Consider the following 19,907-nt stretch of genomic DNA (forward strand, 5'->3'; position numbering starts at 1 on the left):
TACTTACCCCTTCTTTTGCCAACCCTTATAGTTGATAAAACAAATGAATATATTAAATATCAGGGCACCCCCGATGATATACTCCTTATAATACAGGCTGATACCACCTAATACGAGGCTCGCTATCCCACAAACGATAGAAAGCCCCATCATAAAACGGGTATTCTTGAATATATTAGGCATAGACTATTTGTTTAAGAACTCACGAATGATCTTCAACGCGTCTTTTTGGGCAGTCTCCAGATCATCGTTTACGACAACCTTATCAAACTGTCCCGTGAACCCTAATTCATACTCAGCCTTGGCGATACGGCTTTCGATAACTTCCGGGCTGTCTGTTCCCCGTCCTTCCAATCGCTTCCGTAGGTCGTCGATGCAAGGAGGTTGGATAAAGACAGACAGGGCACGGTCTCCATAGAATTTCTTGATATTGCATCCGCCTACCACATCCACATCGAAAATCACGTTGTCCCCTTCATTCAAGATACGCTCTACCTCGCTTTTTAACGTACCGTAATATTTATCGGTATACACCTCCTCATATTCCAAGAAGTCTCCATTAGCGATACGACTGCGGAACTCTTCCGGCGTAAGGAAATAATATTCCACACCATTCTTCTCGGTTCCCCGCGGAGCCCGGCTGGTAGCCGAGATGGAGAAACGAAGGTGTAAATCTTGTTTCAAAAGATAATTAATAATGGTTGATTTTCCGGAACCCGAGGGTGCGGAGAAGATAATTAATTTGCCAGCCATTCTCGTTAATCTTATTATAATACGTTTAGTACCTGTTCCTTGATTTGTTCCAACTCGTCTTTCATCTGGACCACGATCTTCTGCATCTCGGCGTGGTTGCTCTTTGATCCGAGCGTATTGATCTCACGCCCCATTTCCTGAGCGATAAAACCGAGCTTCTTGCCTTGGCCGTGACCGGATTCCATGGTTGAGATAAAATATTTCAAGTGGTTGTCCAGACGGTTCTTTTCCTCGTTGACATCCAGCTTCTCTATGTAATAGATCATCTCCTGCTCGAAACGATTCTTGTCGTAGTCCTTCTCGGCTATCTTTTGCAGGTTATCCATGATACGAGCCTTGATCTTCTCGATACGTTCCCCCTCGTATTTCTCCACTTCTTTCAACAGAGTGGCGATATTGGCTATCTTTTGCTCAAAAAGCTTTTGAAGCATGGCTCCTTCTTGGATACGGAAATCACACAGGTACTTGATAGCGTCCTTTACCGTTTCTAAAACCACCTCCCATTCGAATTCGTCCGGTTCTACGGTCTCAGACTTGATTGCGTCCGGCATCCGGAGCAAGGTCTGGAACCAATCGTTCGGAACGCTGATATTCAGTTTCTCTGCGATCTCCTTGATTTGGTTGTAATAATTCTCTACGGCGGCAAGATTGATCTGTGTAGGAGTATCTTTGCCTATATATTCTATAAAGATATTGAACTCAACTTTTCCCCGCTCCAAAGATTGAAGTAACAGGCTCCGAAGCTCCATTTCCTTATCCTTGTATATGGAAGGGATACGGGTGGACAAATCCAATTGCTTACTGTTTAAAGCCTTTATCTCTACGGTTACTTTTTTTGAAGGGAGCTCGGCAGTAACCTTACCGAACCCAGTCATTGATTGTATCATTTTTCTCAAAAGTTTGCGCAAAGATAGTGGTTTCCTTTTAGATTTGATGTTTATTTTCTCATAAATAGATGTTTCTCATAGGGCTGCCTTGATAGTATAATGAATTTTTGTATACCTTCGCAGCCTAATCAGATTGAAGGATTGAGATTGTTTGTTCGTTCAATTATCAATTGTTAATAGTTAATTATTATGTCATTGATCTTAAATATCGAGACATCCACTTCCGTATGTTCAGTAGCCCTGTCGGAAGGGGAGGAGGTGGTCTTTGAGAAGGCTTCCTTCGAGGGGCCGTCTCATGCGGCGTTATTGGGCGTTTATATGGAAGAGGCATTAGAAGCCGCGAAGTCGAAAGGGATAAAACTGGATGCTGTGGCGGTAAGTAGCGGACCCGGATCTTATACGGGGTTACGCATCGGGGTGTCTGTGGCTAAAGGATTATGCTTTGGGTATGGTATTCCTTTGATCGGTATTCATACGCTGGATATTTTAGCGTCTGCCGCTATTCAGAAAAATAAGGAGGAGGCCGATTGCTTGTATTGCGCTATGTTGGATGCCCGTCGTATGGAAGTCTACTCTTCGATTTATGATTCCCATCTCAACACGATACGTGCCACGACTGCTGATATCGTAGATGCTGATTCGTATGCTTCTTTTTTAGAGAACGGTAAGGTTTGTTTCTTTGGAGACGGTGCCGCTAAATGTGAGACGGTAATCACTTCTCCGAACGCCTGTTTTATAGATGGTATCTATCCATTAGCTGTAAATATGGTATCCTTGTCGCAGAAAGCATATGATGATGGCCGTTTTGAGAATGTGGCTTATTTTGAGCCTTTCTATTTGAAAGAATTCCAAGCAACGATCGCTAAGAACAAAGTGCTGAACGAGGCGTTAGGGAAAAACAAATAAGAGTAAGGGTACACAACCAAATTCATGTTCCGGCTGTTTATTCTAAAATGAATAAATCAGTTAAAGACATGAGAAAGAAAAGTGTGAATACGCTATTGGTATTTGGTGTGGTTGTCGCTATAATCCTTTTGATGATCTGGTTGTTCCTCGGGACAACGTTGGTGGAGGATACGAGTACGGAGATTAGTCCGGTTCCTATAGAGCAAGCTAACTGAGAACAATAACATAAAAAGGCGGGATCCTTTCGGACCTCGCCTTTTTTAATATAGATAGTTGTTTTTATTAACCAAGGAATCCTAGCAAGATACCGGCAGCTACAGCGGAACCGATTACACCTGCTACGTTCGGACCCATAGCGTGCATCAACAAGTAGTTGGTCGGGTCATATTCCAAACCTACAACTTGTGAGATACGAGCTGAGTCAGGAACGGCGGATACACCGGCGTTACCGATAAGCGGATTGATCTTATTGCCGTCTTTCAATATTAAATTGAATAACTTAACGAACAATACACCGGCGCAAGTAGCGATCACGAATGATAACGCACCTAGACCGAAGATCTTGATAGAGTTCAATGTCAAGAACTGTGTAGCTTGGGTAGAAGCACCTACCGTGATACCCAATAAGATCGTGATTGTATCGATCAGCGGACCACGAGCAGTCTCTGCCAAACGACGAGTCACGCCACTTTCTTTCAATAAGTTTCCGAAGAATAGCATACCTAACAATGGTAAACCGGACGGAACCAAGAAGCAAGTAAGCAACAAACCAACGATCGGGAAGATAATTTTTTCCGTGGAAGAAACGGCTCTCGGCGGTTTCATACGGATCAAACGCTCTTTCTTAGTCGTAAGCAATCTCATGAACGGCGGTTGGATAATAGGAACCAACGCCATGTATGAGTAAGCGGATACCGCGATCGCACCCATTAAGTTTGGCGCTAACTTAGAAGACAGGAAGATAGCCGTCGGACCGTCAGCACCACCGATAATACCGATAGCACCTGCTTGGTTCGGCTCAAATCCCATTTGAAGAGCAATCGTATAAGCACCAAAGATACCGAACTGAGCCGCTGCACCGATCAACATCAACTTAGGATTGGAGATCAATGCGGAGAAGTCGGTCATGGCCCCGATACCGAGGAAGATCAATGGCGGATACCATCCAGAGGTCACACCCTGATAGAGGATGTTCAGTACAGACCCTTGCTCATAAATACCTACCTGAAGACCTGCGTCCTTGAAAGGGATATTACCGATCAAGATACCAAATCCGATAGGGATCAAAAGCATCGGTTCAAACTCATATTTAATCGCCAGGAATATAAACAACAGACCTACCAGAATCATGATGAGATGTCCCGGAGTAGCGTTGTATACACCTGTATAGGTAAGGAACAGTTGTAAGTTCTCACCTAAGAATGTTAAAAAGCTCTCTTGCATAGTCTTATCCGATTACTACGAGATCAGCACCTTCTAGCACAGAGTCTCCCTTGTGTACTTTAATTTCTATAATCTTACCGTCACGGTCTGCGTTGATGTTGTTCTCCATCTTCATAGCCTCAAGGATAATCAATGTTTGACCTCTCTTCACGGTATCACCTACGTTGCACTTAACCTGCAAGATAACACCTGGCAGCGGAGTCTTAACAGCACCTTGTGTAGTAGAGGCTGCCGGACGAGTAACTACAGGGTCGCCACTTGCTGTTGTCGGTGCTTGAGCCGGACGTTTCAATGTAACCATTTGTTTCTTCGCCGGTTTCTCTAATTTTACTTGATAAGGTGTACCATTTACTTCAACATCTGCGATGTCATCCACTACAGAATTGATGTGTACTTTATATACGTTACCGTTAATGGTATATTTAAAACTTTTCATTCTTTGTTCGTTTTTAGATAATTACTTATGTGGGGTTTGACGCAAACCGTAGAGTTTTGAACTCCAAGGAGAATAAGTCCTTTGTACCTTGTGGATCGTAAGAACCGTGTGCTCGATGTCATGATTGTCATCACTCATCTCGTACAAAGCAGTAGCGATAGCGGCAAAGATCTCACCAGACTCTTGTCCGGCGTCAACCGATACACTTGTTGTTCCCGCAGCTTTTTGAGCGTTACGTTTGCTCGCGGATATAGACAATCTACCGATCTGCTTAAAGATGATGTATAACAAAAATAATCCCAAGAACACTACAGCCATAGCGGTAATGGTCATACCGATACCTAAAGAGTCATTCTGTTTGAAATTATCGATTTTCTCATTAGAATCCAATGTTAGGTTATTCGTACTGGGAGTAACTTTCTTCAGCTGTGCCCATTCATCTTTACCATCGATCACTCTACCGTAACTGATATCAGCCATTTGTCCGGCAGGGATCGTAACTTCGTCGATCAATGTTTTACCATCTGCATCATACAGAGCTATATAATTCTCCTTAGAGGGATCTAATACGAAGTTAACGTGGAATGTACCTCTGCCCGGCTGTCCGTCAGCCCAAAATAGTGTGTGCTGGCGGGGTTGGATCTGAGTCAATACGTCTCCCTTTGGGATCGGATATTTCATGGGATTGTTTTTGTCGTCTGTCAAATAACATCCCGCGATATTTACCGTTCCGGCCGAAGTGTTGAACAACTCAATCCAGCCATGACGTTTGCCATAGTCATCAACGAAGTTATCCTCGTTGATAACCAATACTTCATTAATACGCATGGAGGTTGCGCGCTGTGCCTTTGCCCCGAATGAAATGAGCAAAGCGAACAGTAGCAATACCCCTATTTTCTTATTTATCATATTCATCTCCTGTTTTACGGATTATAGAGGCAGGTTATCATGTTTCTTAGCAGGATTGCTTAACTTCTTAGTCTGCAATTGCTGCAAAGCACGAATAATACGGAAACGAGTGTTACGCGGTTCGATAACATCGTCGATATAACCGTATTGAGCTGCGTTATAAGGATTAGCGAATGCTTTCTTATATTCAGCTTCTTTCTCTGCTGCGCATGCTTTCGGATCTTCAGCGGCTGCTACTTCCTTGGCGAAGATAACCTCTACGGCACCGCTCGGGCCCATAACGGCGATCTCGGCTGTCGGCCATGCGTAATTCATATCACCACGTAAATGTTTAGAACTCATCACGCAATAAGCTCCACCGTAAGACTTACGCAATGTAACGGTAATCTTAGGAACGGTAGCCTCACCATAAGCGTAAAGCAATTTAGCGCCGTGAAGGATTACACCGTTGTATTCCTGACCTGTACCCGGAAGGAATCCCGGAACGTCAACCAATGTTACCAAAGGAATATTGAAAGCGTCGCAGAAACGAACGAAGCGACCTGCTTTACGAGATGCGTTGCTATCCAAGCATCCTGCCATAACCTTCGGCTGGTTAGCTACGATACCGACGGATTGTCCGTTGAAACGAGCGAAACCTACGATGATATTCTTAGCGTAGTCCGCATGGACCTCTAGGAACTCGTTGTTATCGACGATTGTACCGATAACCTCATACATATCGTAAGATTGGTTGGCGTTATCGGGAATGATATCGTTCAATACATCATCCAGACGATCGATCGGGTCTTTGCACTCAACTAACGGCGTTTCCTCTAAGTTGTTCTGAGGTAAGAAACTGAGCAATTTACGAATCAATTGCAAACCATCTTCTTCTGTATCGACAGCGAAATGGGCTACACCCGATTTGGTAGTGTGTACGCTGGCTCCACCCAACTGCTCTTGGGTTACATCCTCACCTGTTACGGTTTTTACGACTTTCGGACCAGTCAAGAACATATAGCTGGTACCACGTGTCATGATGTTGAAGTCTGTCAAAGCCGGAGAATAAACGGCTCCACCGGCGCAAGGGCCGAAGATACCGGAAATCTGGGGAACAACACCGGAAGCCAAGATGTTACGTTGGAAAATCTCTGCGTATCCTGCCAAGGCGTTTACACCTTCTTGGATACGAGCTCCACCGGAGTCGTTCAAACCGATAACGGGAGCGCCCATCTTCATGGCTTGATCCATTACTTTACAGATCTTCATAGCCAAAGCCTCAGACAAGGCTCCACCGAATACGGTGAAATCTTGAGCGAAGATATATACCAAACGTCCGTCGATCGTACCATAACCTGTTACGATACCATCGCCTAAATATTTAGTTTTCTCGATACCGAAGTTTGTACAACGGTGTTGAACAAACATGTCGAATTCCTCGAAACTACCTTCGTCAAGCAACATGGCGATACGCTCACGAGCGGTATATTTGCCTTTTTTGTGCTGTGATTCGATTCTTTTCTCTCCTCCACCCAAGCGAGCTTGCTCACGAAGTGCGATGAGCTCTTTTACTTTTTCAAGCTGGTTACTCATTGTATTTTGATTTGTTGTTAGAAATGAACGGATTAATTATTTGTTGCCCGGCATGCAAAGCTCTGTCAATACGCTGCAAGTTGATTTCGGGTGAAGGAAAGCGATGTTCAAGCCTTCCGCGCCACCACGGGGAGCTTTATCGATTAATTTAACGCCTTTTTCCTCAGCCTCGTTCAAAGCAGCCTGTACATCAGGTACAGCGAATGCGATATGGTGGATACCTTCACCTTTTTTCTCGATAAATTTCGCGATCGTGCTATCTTCGCTGGTCGGCTCTAGTAATTCAATCTTAGTCTGTCCTACCTTGAAAAATGCGGTTTTTACTTTTTGGTCTGCTACTACTTCGATATTGTAGCATTTTAATCCAAGAACGCCTTCATAATAGGGTAAACAAGCCTCGATACTCTTCACTGCGATACCTAAATGTTCGATATGTGTAAGTTCCATGTCAATAATAATTTAAAGATTTAGTAAATGTTTGTTTCTATTGTGTGCAAATGTACACTACTTTTTATGAATGAGGAAATAATTTTTTGTTTTTATCTCCCAGTAAATGTGTTTAAAGATACATTTTATTAAAAATCGACAATCAGACGAACGTTCAATTGACGTCCGGTCAGATAGTTTGGAACTGCGTATTGGACATTATATACATCTGTTATCCAATAGTAGGAACTAACGTTTTTGATGTCTAATATGTTAAATACATCCAGACCTAGCCAAATGTTTTTCAAATGGCGGAAGAAGCCCCTGTCCATGATAGCGTCCGTGCCTCCTGCCAATTGATAGGAGAGGCCGATATCTACACGTTTGTAGGCGGGCGTACGGAAATAGCCGGCTTCGTATCCTTTGCCCGGGATTGTCTGGGGAAGTCCTCCGGATAGAACTCCTTTCAGATTTAGCTTGACTCGTTTATAGCCCGGGAAATAATCTTGGAAGAAGAGTGAGATGTTGTAGCCTTGGCTATTGGCCATAGGAACGGTCGTTGTTTCCCGGATGGTTTGCTGGGCTTTCATCAAGGAGAAGCTGATCCATGAGTCGGTACCCGGTACGAATTCTCCGAAGAATTTGACATCGAGTCCCATGGCGTAACCTTTGGCGCAGTTCTCACCGTAATAGCGGATCTTGACGTTATCTACGGTGTAGGGATTCAGATTGTCCAGCTTTTTATAGTACATCTCGGCGGTCACCTTGAAATTCCGGTCTACGGCACGGAACGTATAATCTCCTCCCAATATGAAATGGATGGAGCGTTGTGACTTTAGATCTTTGTTCAATACCGTGATATTATTGCCGTTCTTATCTTTGTCTACTCTACGTAATTCCTTGTAGAAGGGCGATTGATAATACAGTCCGGTGGCGAAACGGAGCGTCAAGTCTTGGTCGAAGTTCGGGATAAAGCCCAATGAGGCACGGGGACTGAAAAGGAACTCCTTATTATAAGTCCAATAACTACCTCTAACCCCTGCGACTAACGTGAACAGACCTTGCTTGGTCCTGAATTTGAATGCGTCTTGCGCATAAGCGGAAAAGCGTGTGCTTTCTATCTGATTATCAGAAAAGAGGTTCGAATATACACTTACGTTATTACCGGTTTGGGGCAAAGAATAACCTGAGGAATCCCTTTTTTCCCATTCACTGATCTTATCATTGATTTTCTCCATTTGTACCGTGGCTCCCCATTTCAACGTATTGTTTAAAAGGCGGGCCATCCCATAGTGCCCGACATTCATGACGGTGGAGTTCAAACGGTTTCGTGCGTGCTCGTGATAACGGCCTACGGACATGGCGGCTGACGCGTCGTCATTCGGATTTTCCGCTCCGTTCTCGCTCAGCCAATATTCTCCGGCGATATCGTATCCCTCTTCTTCCTTGCTTTTGAAAGCGGAGGCTTGAAGTCCCAACTCTGTGTTCTCATTGGGGTTGTGTTTCAATGTAAGCGCACCGAATAAGGTTTGGAAACGGTCTCTTTCCCTTCCGTCGAAATAGACTTTGAAGTTCTTGGGATGCTCGGCTGTACCGAAAGAGGTTTCCCGGCTATAAGGGGTGAATTTATAATTATTGTTAGCGAGGTTTCCTAAGAAATTGATTTCCCATTTAGGGGCCAATTGGTACGTGATGTAAGTTTGCAGATCGATAAATTTAGGGTCGTATTCAGCGTCTGTATCCATGGTACCCAAAATAGACCGACCGCTTTTAAAGCGGAAACCCGTTACTTGGGTAAATTTACCGATAGAACTGCCTACATAAGCATTCGCTCCCAACAAGCTCGCGGAAGCCGAGCCTTCGAATATCTTAGGCTTTTTATAGGTAATATCCAGCACGGAACTCATCTTGTCTCCGTAACGAGCCTCGAAGCCACCGGCGGCGAAATTGACCGCCTCCGTCAGGTCCGGATTGATAAAACTAAGGCCCTCTTGTTGTCCCGAGCGAATCAGAAGCGGACGGAATACCTCGATCCCATTCACATAAACGATATTTTCATCATAACTACCTCCACGTACGGAATACTGGGAACTTAGCTCGTTATTGGACGATACGCCGGCAAACGTAACGACCAAGCTCTCTATACTACCTCCGGAGGGATCGGGCAATAATTTAATTCTGTCCGCATTTAAGGACTCCATGGTCGTGGTCTGCTTGCGGATGGCAGTAACGGATACTTCCCCTAAATCAAATGAGGTATTGTTCATCTGTACGTTCAGGCGCATGTCGGCTTGTGCCGAGGGAATGATACGCTCGGCTTTATTATATCCCAGACAGGAGTAAATAATGGAGATAGAGTCTCCCGGCGATATGGAAAAGGAATAATATCCCTTCTCGTTGGTCATGGAGCCGATCAACGTGTTCTTAACCCGGACATTCACTAATTCCAGAGGGTTACCGTCGGCGTCACGGACATAACCAGTGATTTTTATGCGGCCTTCGCCAAAGGCTCTCACGGAAATAAGTATAAATAGCAGCGCGGCTATCGCACGAATCTTCATAATCTATTGTTCAATTATAAAAATACTAACGAGAAAAAAGAACGATACGTATATATGGGTGCAAAAAATTATATTTATATTTGCGAATCTTAATATTAAAAGAGTACAAAGAACGAAAAAAATGGAGAGTTTTGCAACACTTATACAAAATAGAAGAAGTACACGTAAGTTTACCGAACAACTACTTTCACCCGAGCAGGTAGAACTGATCTTGAAAGCGGCGTTGATGGCTCCGGCCTCAAAACGTAGTAATCCTTGGCAGTTCGTGGTCGTGGAAGATAAGGAAATGTTGAAGAAACTTGCCGGGTGTAAGAAAAATGGTTCTGCTTTTCTGGAGGGTTGTGCCTTGGCCGTGGTTGTCTTGGCGAATGTGATGGAAAGCGATGTTTGGATCGAGGACGCTTCGGTCGCTTCTATTTATATGCAATTGCAAGCGGAGGATTTGGGATTGGGCAGTTGCTGGTGTCAGATCCGGAACCGGGTAACAGAGGACGAGGCGGATTCGAATAATTATGTTCGTTCGTTGCTGGATATCCCTTATCAATTGGATGTCTTGTCTATCATTGGTATCGGTTATAAGGATCAGGTTCGTAAGCCTTTTGATGAATCCCATTTACAATGGGAGAAGATACATATAGGAAAGTTCTCTCTTCCGGAAGAAAATAAAGAGGCGGAAGAATGAGAGTCGTATTTGTTGGTGCTGGAAACTTAGCTACCCGGCTTTCGTTGGAAATGCGTAAGTCCGGAATGAGTATCGGGCAAGTGTATAGTCACACAAGTGAGCATGCTAAGATTTTAGCCGATGAATTGGGATGTGGGTGGACTGTTGTCCCGGAAGATATTGTGGAAGATGCCGACTTGTATGTTTTCTCTTTGAAAGATGCCGTGCTCCAAGATGTTATCGCCCGTGTAAAACCGAATAACGGTTTGTGGGTGCATACGGCAGGGAGTATGCCAATCTCTGTATTTGAAGGTCTTACGGCTAGATATGGGGTGGTTTATCCGTTACAAACGTTTAGTAAGAGTAGGGAGGTGGATTTCAAGAAAATACCGTTCTTTTTAGAGGCGAACTCGTCTGAAGATGAGAAGGTGCTGGGAGAGGTGGCTAGGGCGCTCTCCAGTGATGTCCGTTTCCTCTCCTCCGAGAAGCGAAAGAACTTACATTTAGCGGCGGTTTTCGCTTGTAATTTTACGAATCATATGTATGCGCTAGCTGAAAAGATCTTGGAAGAACAGCAAATACCGGGAGAGGTCTTGCTACCTTTGATAGACGAGACAGCCGCTAAGGTACATGTAATGTCGCCGGCGCGAGCCCAAACGGGACCAGCTATACGATATGACGAGAATGTGATAAACAAACATATGGCTATGCTTAAAGATCCGGATATGCGAAATTTATATGAGCTGATTAGCCGAAGTATACATAAGGAGGCTCGACATGAGTAGTATAAACTATGATTTGAGAAAAATAAAGGCTTTTGTCTTTGATGTAGACGGGGTGCTATCCTGCGATGTGATTCCGCTTCACCCGAATGGCGATCCGATGCGTACTGTCAATATCAAGGATGGCTATGCCTTGCAATTAGCCGTGAAGAAAGGTTATGAGGTCGCTATAATTACGGGTGGATATACGGAAGCCGTACAGATTCGCTTTTCTCGTTTGGGAATACAACATATTTATATGCGTAGCGCTGTAAAGGTGCATGACTTTAAGGATTTCATGGAAAAAACGGGCTTGTCTCCTGAGCAAATCATGTATGCGGGTGATGATATTCCTGATTATGAGGTAATGACGCGAGTCGGATTGCCGGTGGCACCTGCGGATGCGGCTCCGGAGATCAAGGAGATAGCGAAATATATATCCTCCCGGCGAGGTGGCGAAGGCGTAGCTAGGGACGTGATCGAGCAAACGATGCGGGCGCAAGGACACTGGTTCGGCGAGGAGGCTTTTGGGTGGTAAAATTTTGGTGAATGTGTAACGCTTAATCGAATAGGTTATGTTAGAGAATTTAAAAAAGTACAAGATCGTCTTAGCCTCTAATTCTCCGAGACGACGGAATTTGTTATCTGGTCTGGATATCGACTTCGAGGTGAGGATAATTCCGGATATTGACGAGTCTTACCCGGATTCTATTGACTCCATGGAGATCCCTTTATATATTGCCCGTTCGAAAGCGGAGGCCTATAAATCGACTATGGCGGATGATGAATTGCTAATCACGGCAGATACGATCGTTTGGACGTTTGACGGGGTTATGGGGAAGCCTGCGAACCGGGAGGAAGCTTATGCTATGCTTCATGCTTTGTCGGATCATGTACATCAGGTAATAACCGGCGTTTGTATCATGACGAAGGACAAAAATGTAGGCTTTTCCGTCGAATCTGCGGTTTGTTTCGCAAAATTGGGTGATGAAGAGATTAATTATTATTTGGATAAATATAAACCTTATGATAAAGCGGGAGGGTATGGCATTCAGGAGTGGATCGGTTATATCGGGGTAGAGGCTATCAATGGTAGCTTTTATAACGTGATGGGATTACCTGTGCAAAAGCTTTATCAGGAATTGAAACATTTTTAATCTCAATTCAAGGTAAAGTATTTATCCTTCATATAATATTCTATCTGATTTAATGTGTGCGCTAAGGCTGGGGGAATCGGTAAGACGACCGGTTTCTCCACATTCCATTCCGGGTCATTTATGATCATGTCGGATAGACTGCCCGCATGTATTAAGATAAGGCGGGTAGGGGCTGAGGCTATAACCTTATGATTGGTGTTTTGCGCAAGTAGCATGAAATGATCTTTTGCCACTTCCGCTATATGTGTCCCTTCTTGGCTGTAAATAATAAGTTTTCCCGAAAATACGAAGATTAATAGGTTATCCGTGGTTGTGGTATTAAACAGGGAATCTCCGGCTCTCAGTATTTTGCATTCAAGTTGATTTAGATAACGCTTCATGTAGGAACTTAAGGATTTTCGAGGATAGCCAATGTTTTTCTGTTAGGAAGGTATTCCAACATACCTTTTGAGTAGGTGACTTTCTGTTGTCCGTTGTTGTCCGCATAAATAATGAAATACTCTATTTGGGGGATAGATTGTGCCAGTAGCTTCGCTTTCTCGACTCCCAAAACCATGAAAGTCGTAGCGTAAGCGTCTGCTGTCATACAATCTTCCGCCACGATTGTCGCGCTAAGAATATTTTGTCCAGCGGGATAACCGGTCGCCGGATTGATCGTATGGGCATATTTCTTACCATCCTTGATGTAGAAGTTTCGGTAGTCACCAGAAGTAGCCACACCTCCTTTTTGGCATAATTGTACGATCTCTTCAACATCATTTGTTACGCCACTTGTCCCTATTTCCGGCTTGTTGATGCCGACTCGCCAACAGTCACCTTGTTGATTTACGCCTTTCATGGTGACCTCACCACCTATTTCTACCATGTAGTTCTTTACGCCTTCCTTTTCCAGCAGGCGGGCGATAACATCGCAAGCATAACCTTTTGCGATGGACGAACAATTCAATAGAATCCGGGGATCTTCTTTGATGATTTTCTTTCCTTCCAATCTCACTTTTTGATAACCGACGAAAGCCTTTATGCTATCGATCATCTGCGGGGTTACGCTATCCATCTTACTGAATCCGAATCCCCATAGATTAATTAATGGAGCACAAGTAATATCAAAAGCTCCTCCTGATTTTTGGGAGATTTCTTCCGCCTTATTGAATACTTCGGTAAACCATTCGTCTACCTCCACATCCTCGTTATTATTGACTTTCGCGATCGTGGAGTTGGGGTTGAAAGGATTTAAGGAGAGGTTAAAACGTTGCAGCTCGCTGTCGATCTTATCGGTTAGGATTTGCTTGGCCTTGTATTTGATGTGGTAACTTGTATGAAAAACAGAACCACTCTCTTCGAAATATTGGCCCTTGTCCGAGCAAGCCGTATGCGATAAGATCAACAGGCTGACTAATATGGTAATATTCTTGCGCATCATTATGAAATTTTATGTCGCGAACTTACATAAAAAATTCCATATATGCCCCTTTCATGGGGGAGACGCTATTGTGTGTATAAATATCAAGGATTCCTTTTTTATATTGTGACTCTGGTTTTATCCAATGTGCACGCCTTTCGGATAGGATCTTTTCTATCTCTTCCACGCTTCTCTCAATACTGTCGGTACCGATTATATCCAATGTTCTCGCTGGAATATCGATACGGATCAAGTCATCGTTTTCGACCAAGGCGATTGGTCCCCCCTCGGAAGCCTCCGGGGATACATGTCCGATCGCCGGGCCTCGGGTCGCTCCGGAGAAACGACCGTCGGTGATCAATGCGATGGTCTCTACCAACTCAGGATCGGAGGCGATCGCTTCTGTCGTATAAAACATTTCTGGCATTCCACTTCCTTTCGGTCCTTCATAACGGATAAATACCGCTTCTCCCGGATGGATTTTCTTTTGTAATACCGCCTCAATAGCGTTCTCCTCACAATCGAATACCCTCGCTTTCAGGGTGACTTGCATCAAGCGGGGTGAAATCGCCGAATGTTTTACGACTGCCCCTTCGGGCGCTAAATTTCCTTTCAATATAGCGATGGCTCCTTGTGCCTTGATCGGTGTATGAAGAGGTTTGATAATATCGCCAACCTTTACTCCTAGGGCAGGAAGATATTTATGGCAATTCTCATAGAAGCCGTTGAGTTGTAAATCTTTTAAGTTTTCTTCCAATGTTTTGCCGGTAACAGTCATGACGTCGAGATGGAGGAATTCTTTGATTTCTTCCATGATCGCCGGTACGCCTCCCGCATACCAGAAATATTCGCCGGGCCAAAAACCGCTGGGACGTATATTTAAAAGGTAGGGGATCTTACGATGTATCTTGTCGAACAAATCCGGTGATAACTGGATTCCCAGTTCGTGGGCGATAGCTGGAAGATGAAGCAGGCTGTTGCTGGAACCCGCTATGGCGGCATGTACCATGATCGCATTTTCAAACGCTTGTATCGTCATGATATCGGAGGGTTTTAACTCTTCTTTCGCTAGTCCGAGTGCATGTTCTCCGGCTTTACGGGCGGTTTCTTTTAACTCGGGTAAATGGGCGGGGATCAAGGCGGAGCCCGGTAAAGCGATGCCAAGCGCTTCTGCCATTACTTGCATCGTAGAGGCGGTACCCATGAAAGAGCAAGCTCCACAATCCGGACATGCGTCACGCTTATAAACCATGAATTGTTCTTCCGTTATTTCTTTTCGCTCGTATTGGGCGCTATAGGTACCGATTTGTTCTAACGTGAGTAGGTTGGGACCGGCTTTCATTATACCACCGGGCATGAATATAGCAGGCATATCTAGCCGGGCTATCGCCATCAAATGCGCAGGGACGGATTTGTCGCAACTGGCTATAAAGACACCAGCGTCGAAAGGAGTCGCTTTTACATGAATCTCCATCATGGCGGCCATGATATCACGGGAGACTAATGAGTAGTTCATACCATCGTGTCCCTGCGCCTCTCCATCACAAATATCAGTGACGAAGTAGTTTGCGGCACGTCCCCCCTTTTCCTTTATACCGATTCCGGCCTCGTCCACCAATTTATCCAGATGGGCGCTTCCCGGATGGCTATGTCCGTAACTGCTTTCTACAATGATTTGCGGTTTACTCAATTCGTCGATTTTCCAACCGCTGCCTAGCCGGAGTGAATCCAGCTCCGGCGCTAGTTTTCGTAATTGCTGGCTTTTCATGTCTATTAATTAATGTATAAGGTTATTTATTCAATAAGGTATCCCTAGCTAAAGAATACATGCTCTATCAAAATCTTTGTACCGATACCGATTAAGATTAAACCTCCGATGAGGTCCAGCTTCAAGTCGATTCTCTTGCCGAATCGGTTACCGAAATAGACGCCGAAGGCAGAGATAGCGAAGGTGACAACACCGATAGTCGAGGCTTGCAGCAAGAGCGGTGATTTTAAGATCGCCAGAGAGATTCCTACGGCGAGGGCATCGATACTTGTCGCTATTCCCAATCCGCATAATGTCCGGTTACATAGAGGATCGAATTTCCCGTCTTCCTCCTCTTCCTTCGTGCTATCGTATATCATTTTTCCACCTAAGTAAAGCAAGAGGGTAAATGCGATCCAATGATCGAAGGCGCAAATGTATTTTTCGAATCCTAATCCCATCGTATAACCAATCACGGTCATTCCGGCTTGGAATATACCGAGCACGCTCGCTATCTTAATAATATTACCGGCGGGGGCGCTGTTTTTTTGTATATCGCCCCCCCCGTACTTTGTTCTTAAGAACTGCGCCGCCGGTAACTGATACTGCTAGGCTATCCATGGATAAGCCGATCGCTAGTAGCAGAACTTCAATGTATAACATACTAGAATGATTCCCGTTTAATAATTTCTTCTATGGGCTTACGTTTCTTTGGAGTCTCATCGAATAATGCCGGGTCGGAAGGATAGCCGAACGGTATCAGTACAACAGGCTCGATCGTTTCCGGAATTTTAAAATGTTTACGGCAAAGCTCCGTGTCGAAATTGCAAACCCAACAAGTACCCAATCCTTGTTCGGCAGCGGCTAAACAAATGTGTTCCGTGGCGATAGCCGTATCGATATCCATATGATCCTTATGATCGCCCCGTTTCCAAGATTGCTGATGATCTCCGCAAACGATCAAGTAATAAGGCGCTTGCTTGAACCATTCCCGGGGATAGCATTCTTGTAATTTAGCTTTTCCTTCCGCACTTTGAACCCATACAAAATACCAAGGTTGATAATTTACCGCCGAAGGGGCCAAACGAGCTGCTTCTAGGATATAATCAATCTTTTCTTGCTCTACGTTTTTGGGGGCATACTTTCGGATAGAACAACGTTTTCTCGCTAATTCTAGGAAACTCATATCTCATCCTCTATTTTATAGTTATTGCGATTCGGAGAATTGCGGGAAATCAACTCCCCGATAAAGCCCGCTAGGAACATCTGGGTTCCCAGAATCATCGCTGTCAATGAAATATAGAAATAAGGGGAACTTGTAACCAAAGGTCTTAGATCTCCAGAGTACATCGAGATCAATTTCATGCTGAGTACGATTACTAGAGCGATAAAACCAATGAAGAACATAGCGCTTCCCCATAAACCGAAGAAGTGCATCGGTTTCTTTCCGAATTTGGAAGTAAACCAAAGCGTGATCAAATCAAGATAACCGTTCACGAAGCGATCCAACCCGAATTTAGTAGTTCCGTACTTGCGGGCTTGATGTTTCACTACTTTCTCGCCAATCTTGTGAAATCCGGCAATCTTAGCTAAATAAGGTATGTAACGGTGCATATCGTTATACACCTCTATATTTTTAATGACAACATTCTTATACGCTTTCAATCCGCAATTGAAATCGTGTAAGTTCTTTATTCCCGAGAATTTACGAGCTGTTGCGTTGAATAATTTCGTGGGGATCGTCTTAGACAACGGGTCATATCTTTTCTTTTTCCAGCCGGATACCAGATCGTACCCGTCTTCGGTGATCATCCGGTAAAGTTCGGGTATCTCATCCGGGCTGTCCTGCAGATCGGCGTCCATGGTAATGACCACGTCACCTTTAGCCCGTTGGAATCCGCAATGCAATCCCGGCGACTTACCGTAGTTGCGACGGAACTTGATTCCCCGGACGTGTGGAGAACGTTGCTTCAACTCCTCGATCACTTCCCAAGAATTATCCGTACTGCCGTCATTCACGAAAATGACTTCATAGGTATAATTATGTTCTTTCATCACCCGCTCTATCCACGAGAATAACTCGGGTAAAGACTCGGCTTCGTTATACAACGGGATAACAACTGATATGTCCATTATTTGTCTGTAATTAACTTTTTAGCGGTTTTCAGTGATGGAACCTGTCGAATTGTTCCTGCACAAGAGAGCCGCTACCGGTATAGAAAGTATGATGCCGTAAAATACGTTATTAAATATTCCTTGTATGGCCATGTGGATTGGCGAGATACGAATCTTGCTGAGCGAGTCGATCATCTCCGAGCTGACTTGGCTATCCTTTAGTACAGTCGTTAATTGCCCGATCGCATTTGCCACGAAATCAGGCGGGGCGATGAACTGATAAAAGACAAAGTATTCAAGCGAGACGATCAATGCGGCGAAAAAATACAACATCGTGCCGAATCTCCATGCATGAAAGAAACTGATCCTTCCACCGATGTCGTGCCGATATCTTTTCGTCATGTAGTAGGCGATGAAAGGGACGGCGAGCGTCAATAGCCAATAGACAAGACTTAAGGAGGGGACGGAAACGCTGAAGATGAAAAAGATGTATTTCACTACCCAATATATACCCATGGCCAAACCATAAGTCATAGCGCCTTTTAAAAGTAAATTCTTATTCTCTTCCATGATGCTGCAGTTTTGAATTCTTATCAGCAAAATTAATATATTAATGCAAATGCGCAACTATATTATGCCTAAAATGCGAAAAAGGAAGCCTACTTATAAGCTTCCTTCTTTAAGATGTGTCTTATCTGAGCCTCTTGTCGGATTCGAACCAACGACCCCGAGATTACAAATCACGTGCTCTGGCCAACTGAGCTAAAGAGGCAGGTGGGTAAGCTTACTACATCGCGCCGCTACGACCAAGTACCCTTGCTGCGGTCAAGCCCTGGGGGATTCCGAGGGAGCATGCCGTGTAGGACTTACCCGGGTGCAAAAGTAGATATTATTTTTTACTTTGCAAGCGTTTTCTTACTCTTGGGATGATAATTGTTTATAAAGAATTGAAAACCTTATGCTTTTGGTAGTGTTAAAGAATGTTTTATGTGTTGTGGCCGATGGTTTATCAAAGAATGTTGATTTTTTCATTGTGAGGAAAAAATATTTTCATCATGAAGAAAAAGTATTTTCACCGTGAAGAAAAAGTATTTTCATCACGATGAAAAAACAGTTTACTTGGAAGAGGTTCCGCTTTCCAATATGCTGACGATGGAGAACAACGTAAAGCAGATCGCTCCCAGTCCGGCCAATACCCGTGCGGGAATGGCATAATAACTATGCTCGGCCGCCATCTCGAAAAGGAAAGCGGAGAGGAAAAGGCAGAATAAAGCCGTGAATATGGGAATTAATGGAATCCGGTTGGCAAGCTTGAATTCTTCCCTCCATATTTTAGACAGCAAGATCACCTTGCTGGAGATACTATAGCAAACTAATCCAAGGCCGATCATGATATATCCGGTTGAGGCATTAGCCGGGTCGCTATCTCCTAATACGAAGAGGCCCCATATCAGACTGATAGATCCCATCAGGATGACAAAACGGTGCCATAGCCTTTTTTCCAATCGGGAATATGTGTTTCTTATTTGTCGGGCGATCGTGGCGACTAAAGCGATTAAGCTGCTGCAAATACATGCTAGTCCGGCCATCACATGCCCGGCGACAAAGTATTGGGAATGCTCGTCGCTATGCGCTAGCAACCGGTAAGCCCAAATCCATGCGACTATGGATATAAATGATGCTACAAGGATCAAGAATACCCCCTGCCAAAAGTTGAACGCTTTGTCTGGTATTCTGGGATCGTCGCTTTTGGCGTTCATTTGTATTAAGGTGAATCGGGTAGAGGCGGTAGCCGTTGTTGCTACGCATGCGGTTATAAGGCCCACCCCGCAAATGACATGGCCCGCGACAAAGTCTGCTGGCGCCGGTGAGGACATGAGTAAGATAAAGCCCGCCAGAAAAGTGATGGTTGCCGAGAGATATCCAAGGATAGGCAAGGCGAATCTGGCTACATTATTATATGTATGGATAATTTGACGAATAATGGTCGCTGCCGTAGCGAACAAGGCTATACAAATAAAGCCAAGAGAGAATACGACAGGTCCGGCGACGAATCTGCTGGAGTCCACTCCATAGTTAAAGACAAAAAATCCATAACCGAAACAAAAGAGGGCCATTAGCAATGGAATCGCCCTGAATAAGACACTAATCCCGTAATTCATAACTTGTTT

The 19,907-nt window shown here is 44.4% G+C and carries 23 protein-coding genes and 1 tRNA gene; 6 read left to right on the forward strand and 18 right to left on the reverse strand.

From position 1 onward, the window contains the following. Positions 1-3: 3 nt before the first annotated feature. The 3 genes from QVP94_RS14270 to QVP94_RS14280 are packed head-to-tail and all read right to left on the reverse strand — an operon-like array spanning position 4 to position 1,640. Entirely contained in the window at positions 4-183 is a 180-nt protein-coding gene (locus QVP94_RS14270) for a hypothetical protein (protein ID WP_022192875.1), read from the reverse strand. Positions 184-186: 3 nt separating this feature from the next. After that, positions 187-753 (reverse strand): guanylate kinase, encoded by a 567-nt coding sequence (gmk, locus tag QVP94_RS14275; RefSeq protein ID WP_005861508.1) that lies wholly within the window; start codon positions 751-753, stop codon positions 187-189. Between the two features lie 14 nt (positions 754-767). Continuing rightward, positions 768-1,640 (reverse strand): YicC/YloC family endoribonuclease, encoded by an 873-nt coding sequence (locus QVP94_RS14280; protein ID WP_130882011.1) that lies wholly within the window; start codon positions 1,638-1,640, stop codon positions 768-770. A gap of 189 nt (positions 1,641-1,829) precedes the next feature. Between QVP94_RS14280 and tsaB the strand changes: the two genes are divergently transcribed. Both tsaB and QVP94_RS14290 read left to right on the forward strand, forming a co-directional pair. After that, positions 1,830-2,546 (forward strand): tRNA (adenosine(37)-N6)-threonylcarbamoyltransferase complex dimerization subunit type 1 TsaB, encoded by a 717-nt coding sequence (gene tsaB, locus QVP94_RS14285; protein ID WP_022192877.1) that lies wholly within the window; start codon positions 1,830-1,832, stop codon positions 2,544-2,546. Between the two features lie 68 nt (positions 2,547-2,614). Continuing rightward, positions 2,615-2,761, forward strand: coding sequence for a hypothetical protein (locus QVP94_RS14290; RefSeq protein WP_005861514.1), 147 nt, complete (start codon positions 2,615-2,617; stop codon positions 2,759-2,761). Positions 2,762-2,828: 67 nt separating this feature from the next. On the opposite strand, the gene QVP94_RS14295 is transcribed toward QVP94_RS14290, so the two are convergent. The 6 genes from QVP94_RS14295 to QVP94_RS14320 form a co-directional block, all read right to left on the reverse strand. Further along, positions 2,829-3,989, reverse strand: coding sequence for a sodium ion-translocating decarboxylase subunit beta (locus QVP94_RS14295; RefSeq protein WP_005861516.1), 1,161 nt, complete (start codon positions 3,987-3,989; stop codon positions 2,829-2,831). 4 nt (positions 3,990-3,993) lie between these two features. Further along, positions 3,994-4,425: a biotin/lipoyl-containing protein gene (locus QVP94_RS14300; protein WP_005865787.1), complete on the reverse strand. Its 432-nt coding sequence runs from the start codon at positions 4,423-4,425 to the stop codon at positions 3,994-3,996. Positions 4,426-4,446: 21 nt separating this feature from the next. Then, positions 4,447-5,334 carry an OadG family transporter subunit gene (locus tag QVP94_RS14305; protein ID WP_005865789.1) on the reverse strand — a complete coding sequence of 296 codons (888 nt, stop codon included), beginning with the start codon at positions 5,332-5,334 and terminating at the stop codon, positions 4,447-4,449. Between the two features lie 21 nt (positions 5,335-5,355). Then, entirely contained in the window at positions 5,356-6,909 is a 1,554-nt protein-coding gene (locus tag QVP94_RS14310) for an acyl-CoA carboxylase subunit beta (protein WP_005861522.1), read from the reverse strand. A 36-nt stretch (positions 6,910-6,945) separates the two neighbouring features. Beyond that, entirely contained in the window at positions 6,946-7,356 is a 411-nt protein-coding gene (gene mce, locus QVP94_RS14315; protein ID WP_005861524.1) for a methylmalonyl-CoA epimerase, read from the reverse strand. Positions 7,357-7,484: 128 nt separating this feature from the next. Next, the gene (locus QVP94_RS14320; protein ID WP_022192878.1) at positions 7,485-9,896 is read right to left on the reverse strand and encodes a TonB-dependent receptor; all 2,412 of its coding nucleotides are present in this window, start codon (positions 9,894-9,896) and stop codon (positions 7,485-7,487) included. A gap of 121 nt (positions 9,897-10,017) precedes the next feature. Between QVP94_RS14320 and QVP94_RS14325 the strand changes: the two genes are divergently transcribed. Genes QVP94_RS14325 through QVP94_RS14340 form a run of 4 tightly spaced genes read left to right on the forward strand, consistent with a single transcriptional unit; the run spans position 10,018 to position 12,475 of the window. Further along, positions 10,018-10,578: a nitroreductase family protein gene (locus QVP94_RS14325; protein ID WP_005861528.1), complete on the forward strand. Its 561-nt coding sequence runs from the start codon at positions 10,018-10,020 to the stop codon at positions 10,576-10,578. Beyond that, entirely contained in the window at positions 10,575-11,342 is a 768-nt protein-coding gene (locus tag QVP94_RS14330; protein WP_022192879.1) for a Rossmann-like and DUF2520 domain-containing protein, read from the forward strand. Before QVP94_RS14325 ends, QVP94_RS14330 begins: the two co-directional genes overlap by 4 nt. Next, positions 11,335-11,856, forward strand: coding sequence for a KdsC family phosphatase (locus QVP94_RS14335; protein ID WP_005865795.1), 522 nt, complete (start codon positions 11,335-11,337; stop codon positions 11,854-11,856). Before QVP94_RS14330 ends, QVP94_RS14335 begins: the two co-directional genes overlap by 8 nt. A gap of 37 nt (positions 11,857-11,893) precedes the next feature. Further along, on the forward strand, positions 11,894-12,475 hold the full coding sequence (locus QVP94_RS14340) for a Maf-like protein (RefSeq protein WP_005865796.1): 582 nt from the start codon (positions 11,894-11,896) through the stop codon (positions 12,473-12,475). A 2-nt stretch (positions 12,476-12,477) separates the two neighbouring features. Here the strand turns inward: QVP94_RS14340 and QVP94_RS14345 are convergent, their stop codons facing one another. From QVP94_RS14345 to QVP94_RS14385, 9 genes are all read right to left on the reverse strand, one after another. Then, a complete protein-coding gene (locus tag QVP94_RS14345; protein WP_005865798.1) occupies positions 12,478-12,855 on the reverse strand; it encodes a hypothetical protein in 378 nt (125 codons plus the stop codon). Between the two features lie 8 nt (positions 12,856-12,863). Further along, complete coding sequence (locus QVP94_RS14350; protein WP_008778034.1) at positions 12,864-13,895, reverse strand: FAD:protein FMN transferase; 1,032 nt, start codon at positions 13,893-13,895, stop codon at positions 12,864-12,866. A gap of 22 nt (positions 13,896-13,917) precedes the next feature. Further along, a complete protein-coding gene (gene ilvD / locus QVP94_RS14355) occupies positions 13,918-15,642 on the reverse strand; it encodes a dihydroxy-acid dehydratase (RefSeq protein ID WP_022192880.1) in 1,725 nt (574 codons plus the stop codon). A 44-nt stretch (positions 15,643-15,686) separates the two neighbouring features. Next, positions 15,687-16,127: a manganese efflux pump MntP gene (locus tag QVP94_RS14360; protein ID WP_288213287.1), complete on the reverse strand. Its 441-nt coding sequence runs from the start codon at positions 16,125-16,127 to the stop codon at positions 15,687-15,689. A 158-nt stretch (positions 16,128-16,285) separates the two neighbouring features. Next, positions 16,286-16,807, reverse strand: coding sequence for a nitroreductase family protein (locus QVP94_RS14365; protein ID WP_005865806.1), 522 nt, complete (start codon positions 16,805-16,807; stop codon positions 16,286-16,288). Beyond that, positions 16,804-17,754 (reverse strand): glycosyltransferase family 2 protein, encoded by a 951-nt coding sequence (locus QVP94_RS14370; protein WP_005861546.1) that lies wholly within the window; start codon positions 17,752-17,754, stop codon positions 16,804-16,806. Before QVP94_RS14370 ends, QVP94_RS14365 begins: the two co-directional genes overlap by 4 nt. 21 nt (positions 17,755-17,775) lie before the next feature. Beyond that, entirely contained in the window at positions 17,776-18,306 is a 531-nt protein-coding gene (locus QVP94_RS14375) for a DUF4199 domain-containing protein (RefSeq protein ID WP_005861548.1), read from the reverse strand. A 128-nt stretch (positions 18,307-18,434) separates the two neighbouring features. Next, a tRNA-Thr gene (locus QVP94_RS14380) sits at positions 18,435-18,508 on the reverse strand. A gap of 343 nt (positions 18,509-18,851) precedes the next feature. Further along, the gene (locus tag QVP94_RS14385; RefSeq protein ID WP_005861552.1) at positions 18,852-19,898 is read right to left on the reverse strand and encodes a DUF2776 domain-containing protein; all 1,047 of its coding nucleotides are present in this window, start codon (positions 19,896-19,898) and stop codon (positions 18,852-18,854) included. Positions 19,899-19,907: the final 9 nt, after the last annotated feature.

Origin of the sequence: Parabacteroides sp. CAG:2 (genome assembly GCF_000436315.1) — a bacterium.
GTDB lineage: Bacteria > Bacteroidota > Bacteroidia > Bacteroidales > Tannerellaceae > Parabacteroides > Parabacteroides distasonis.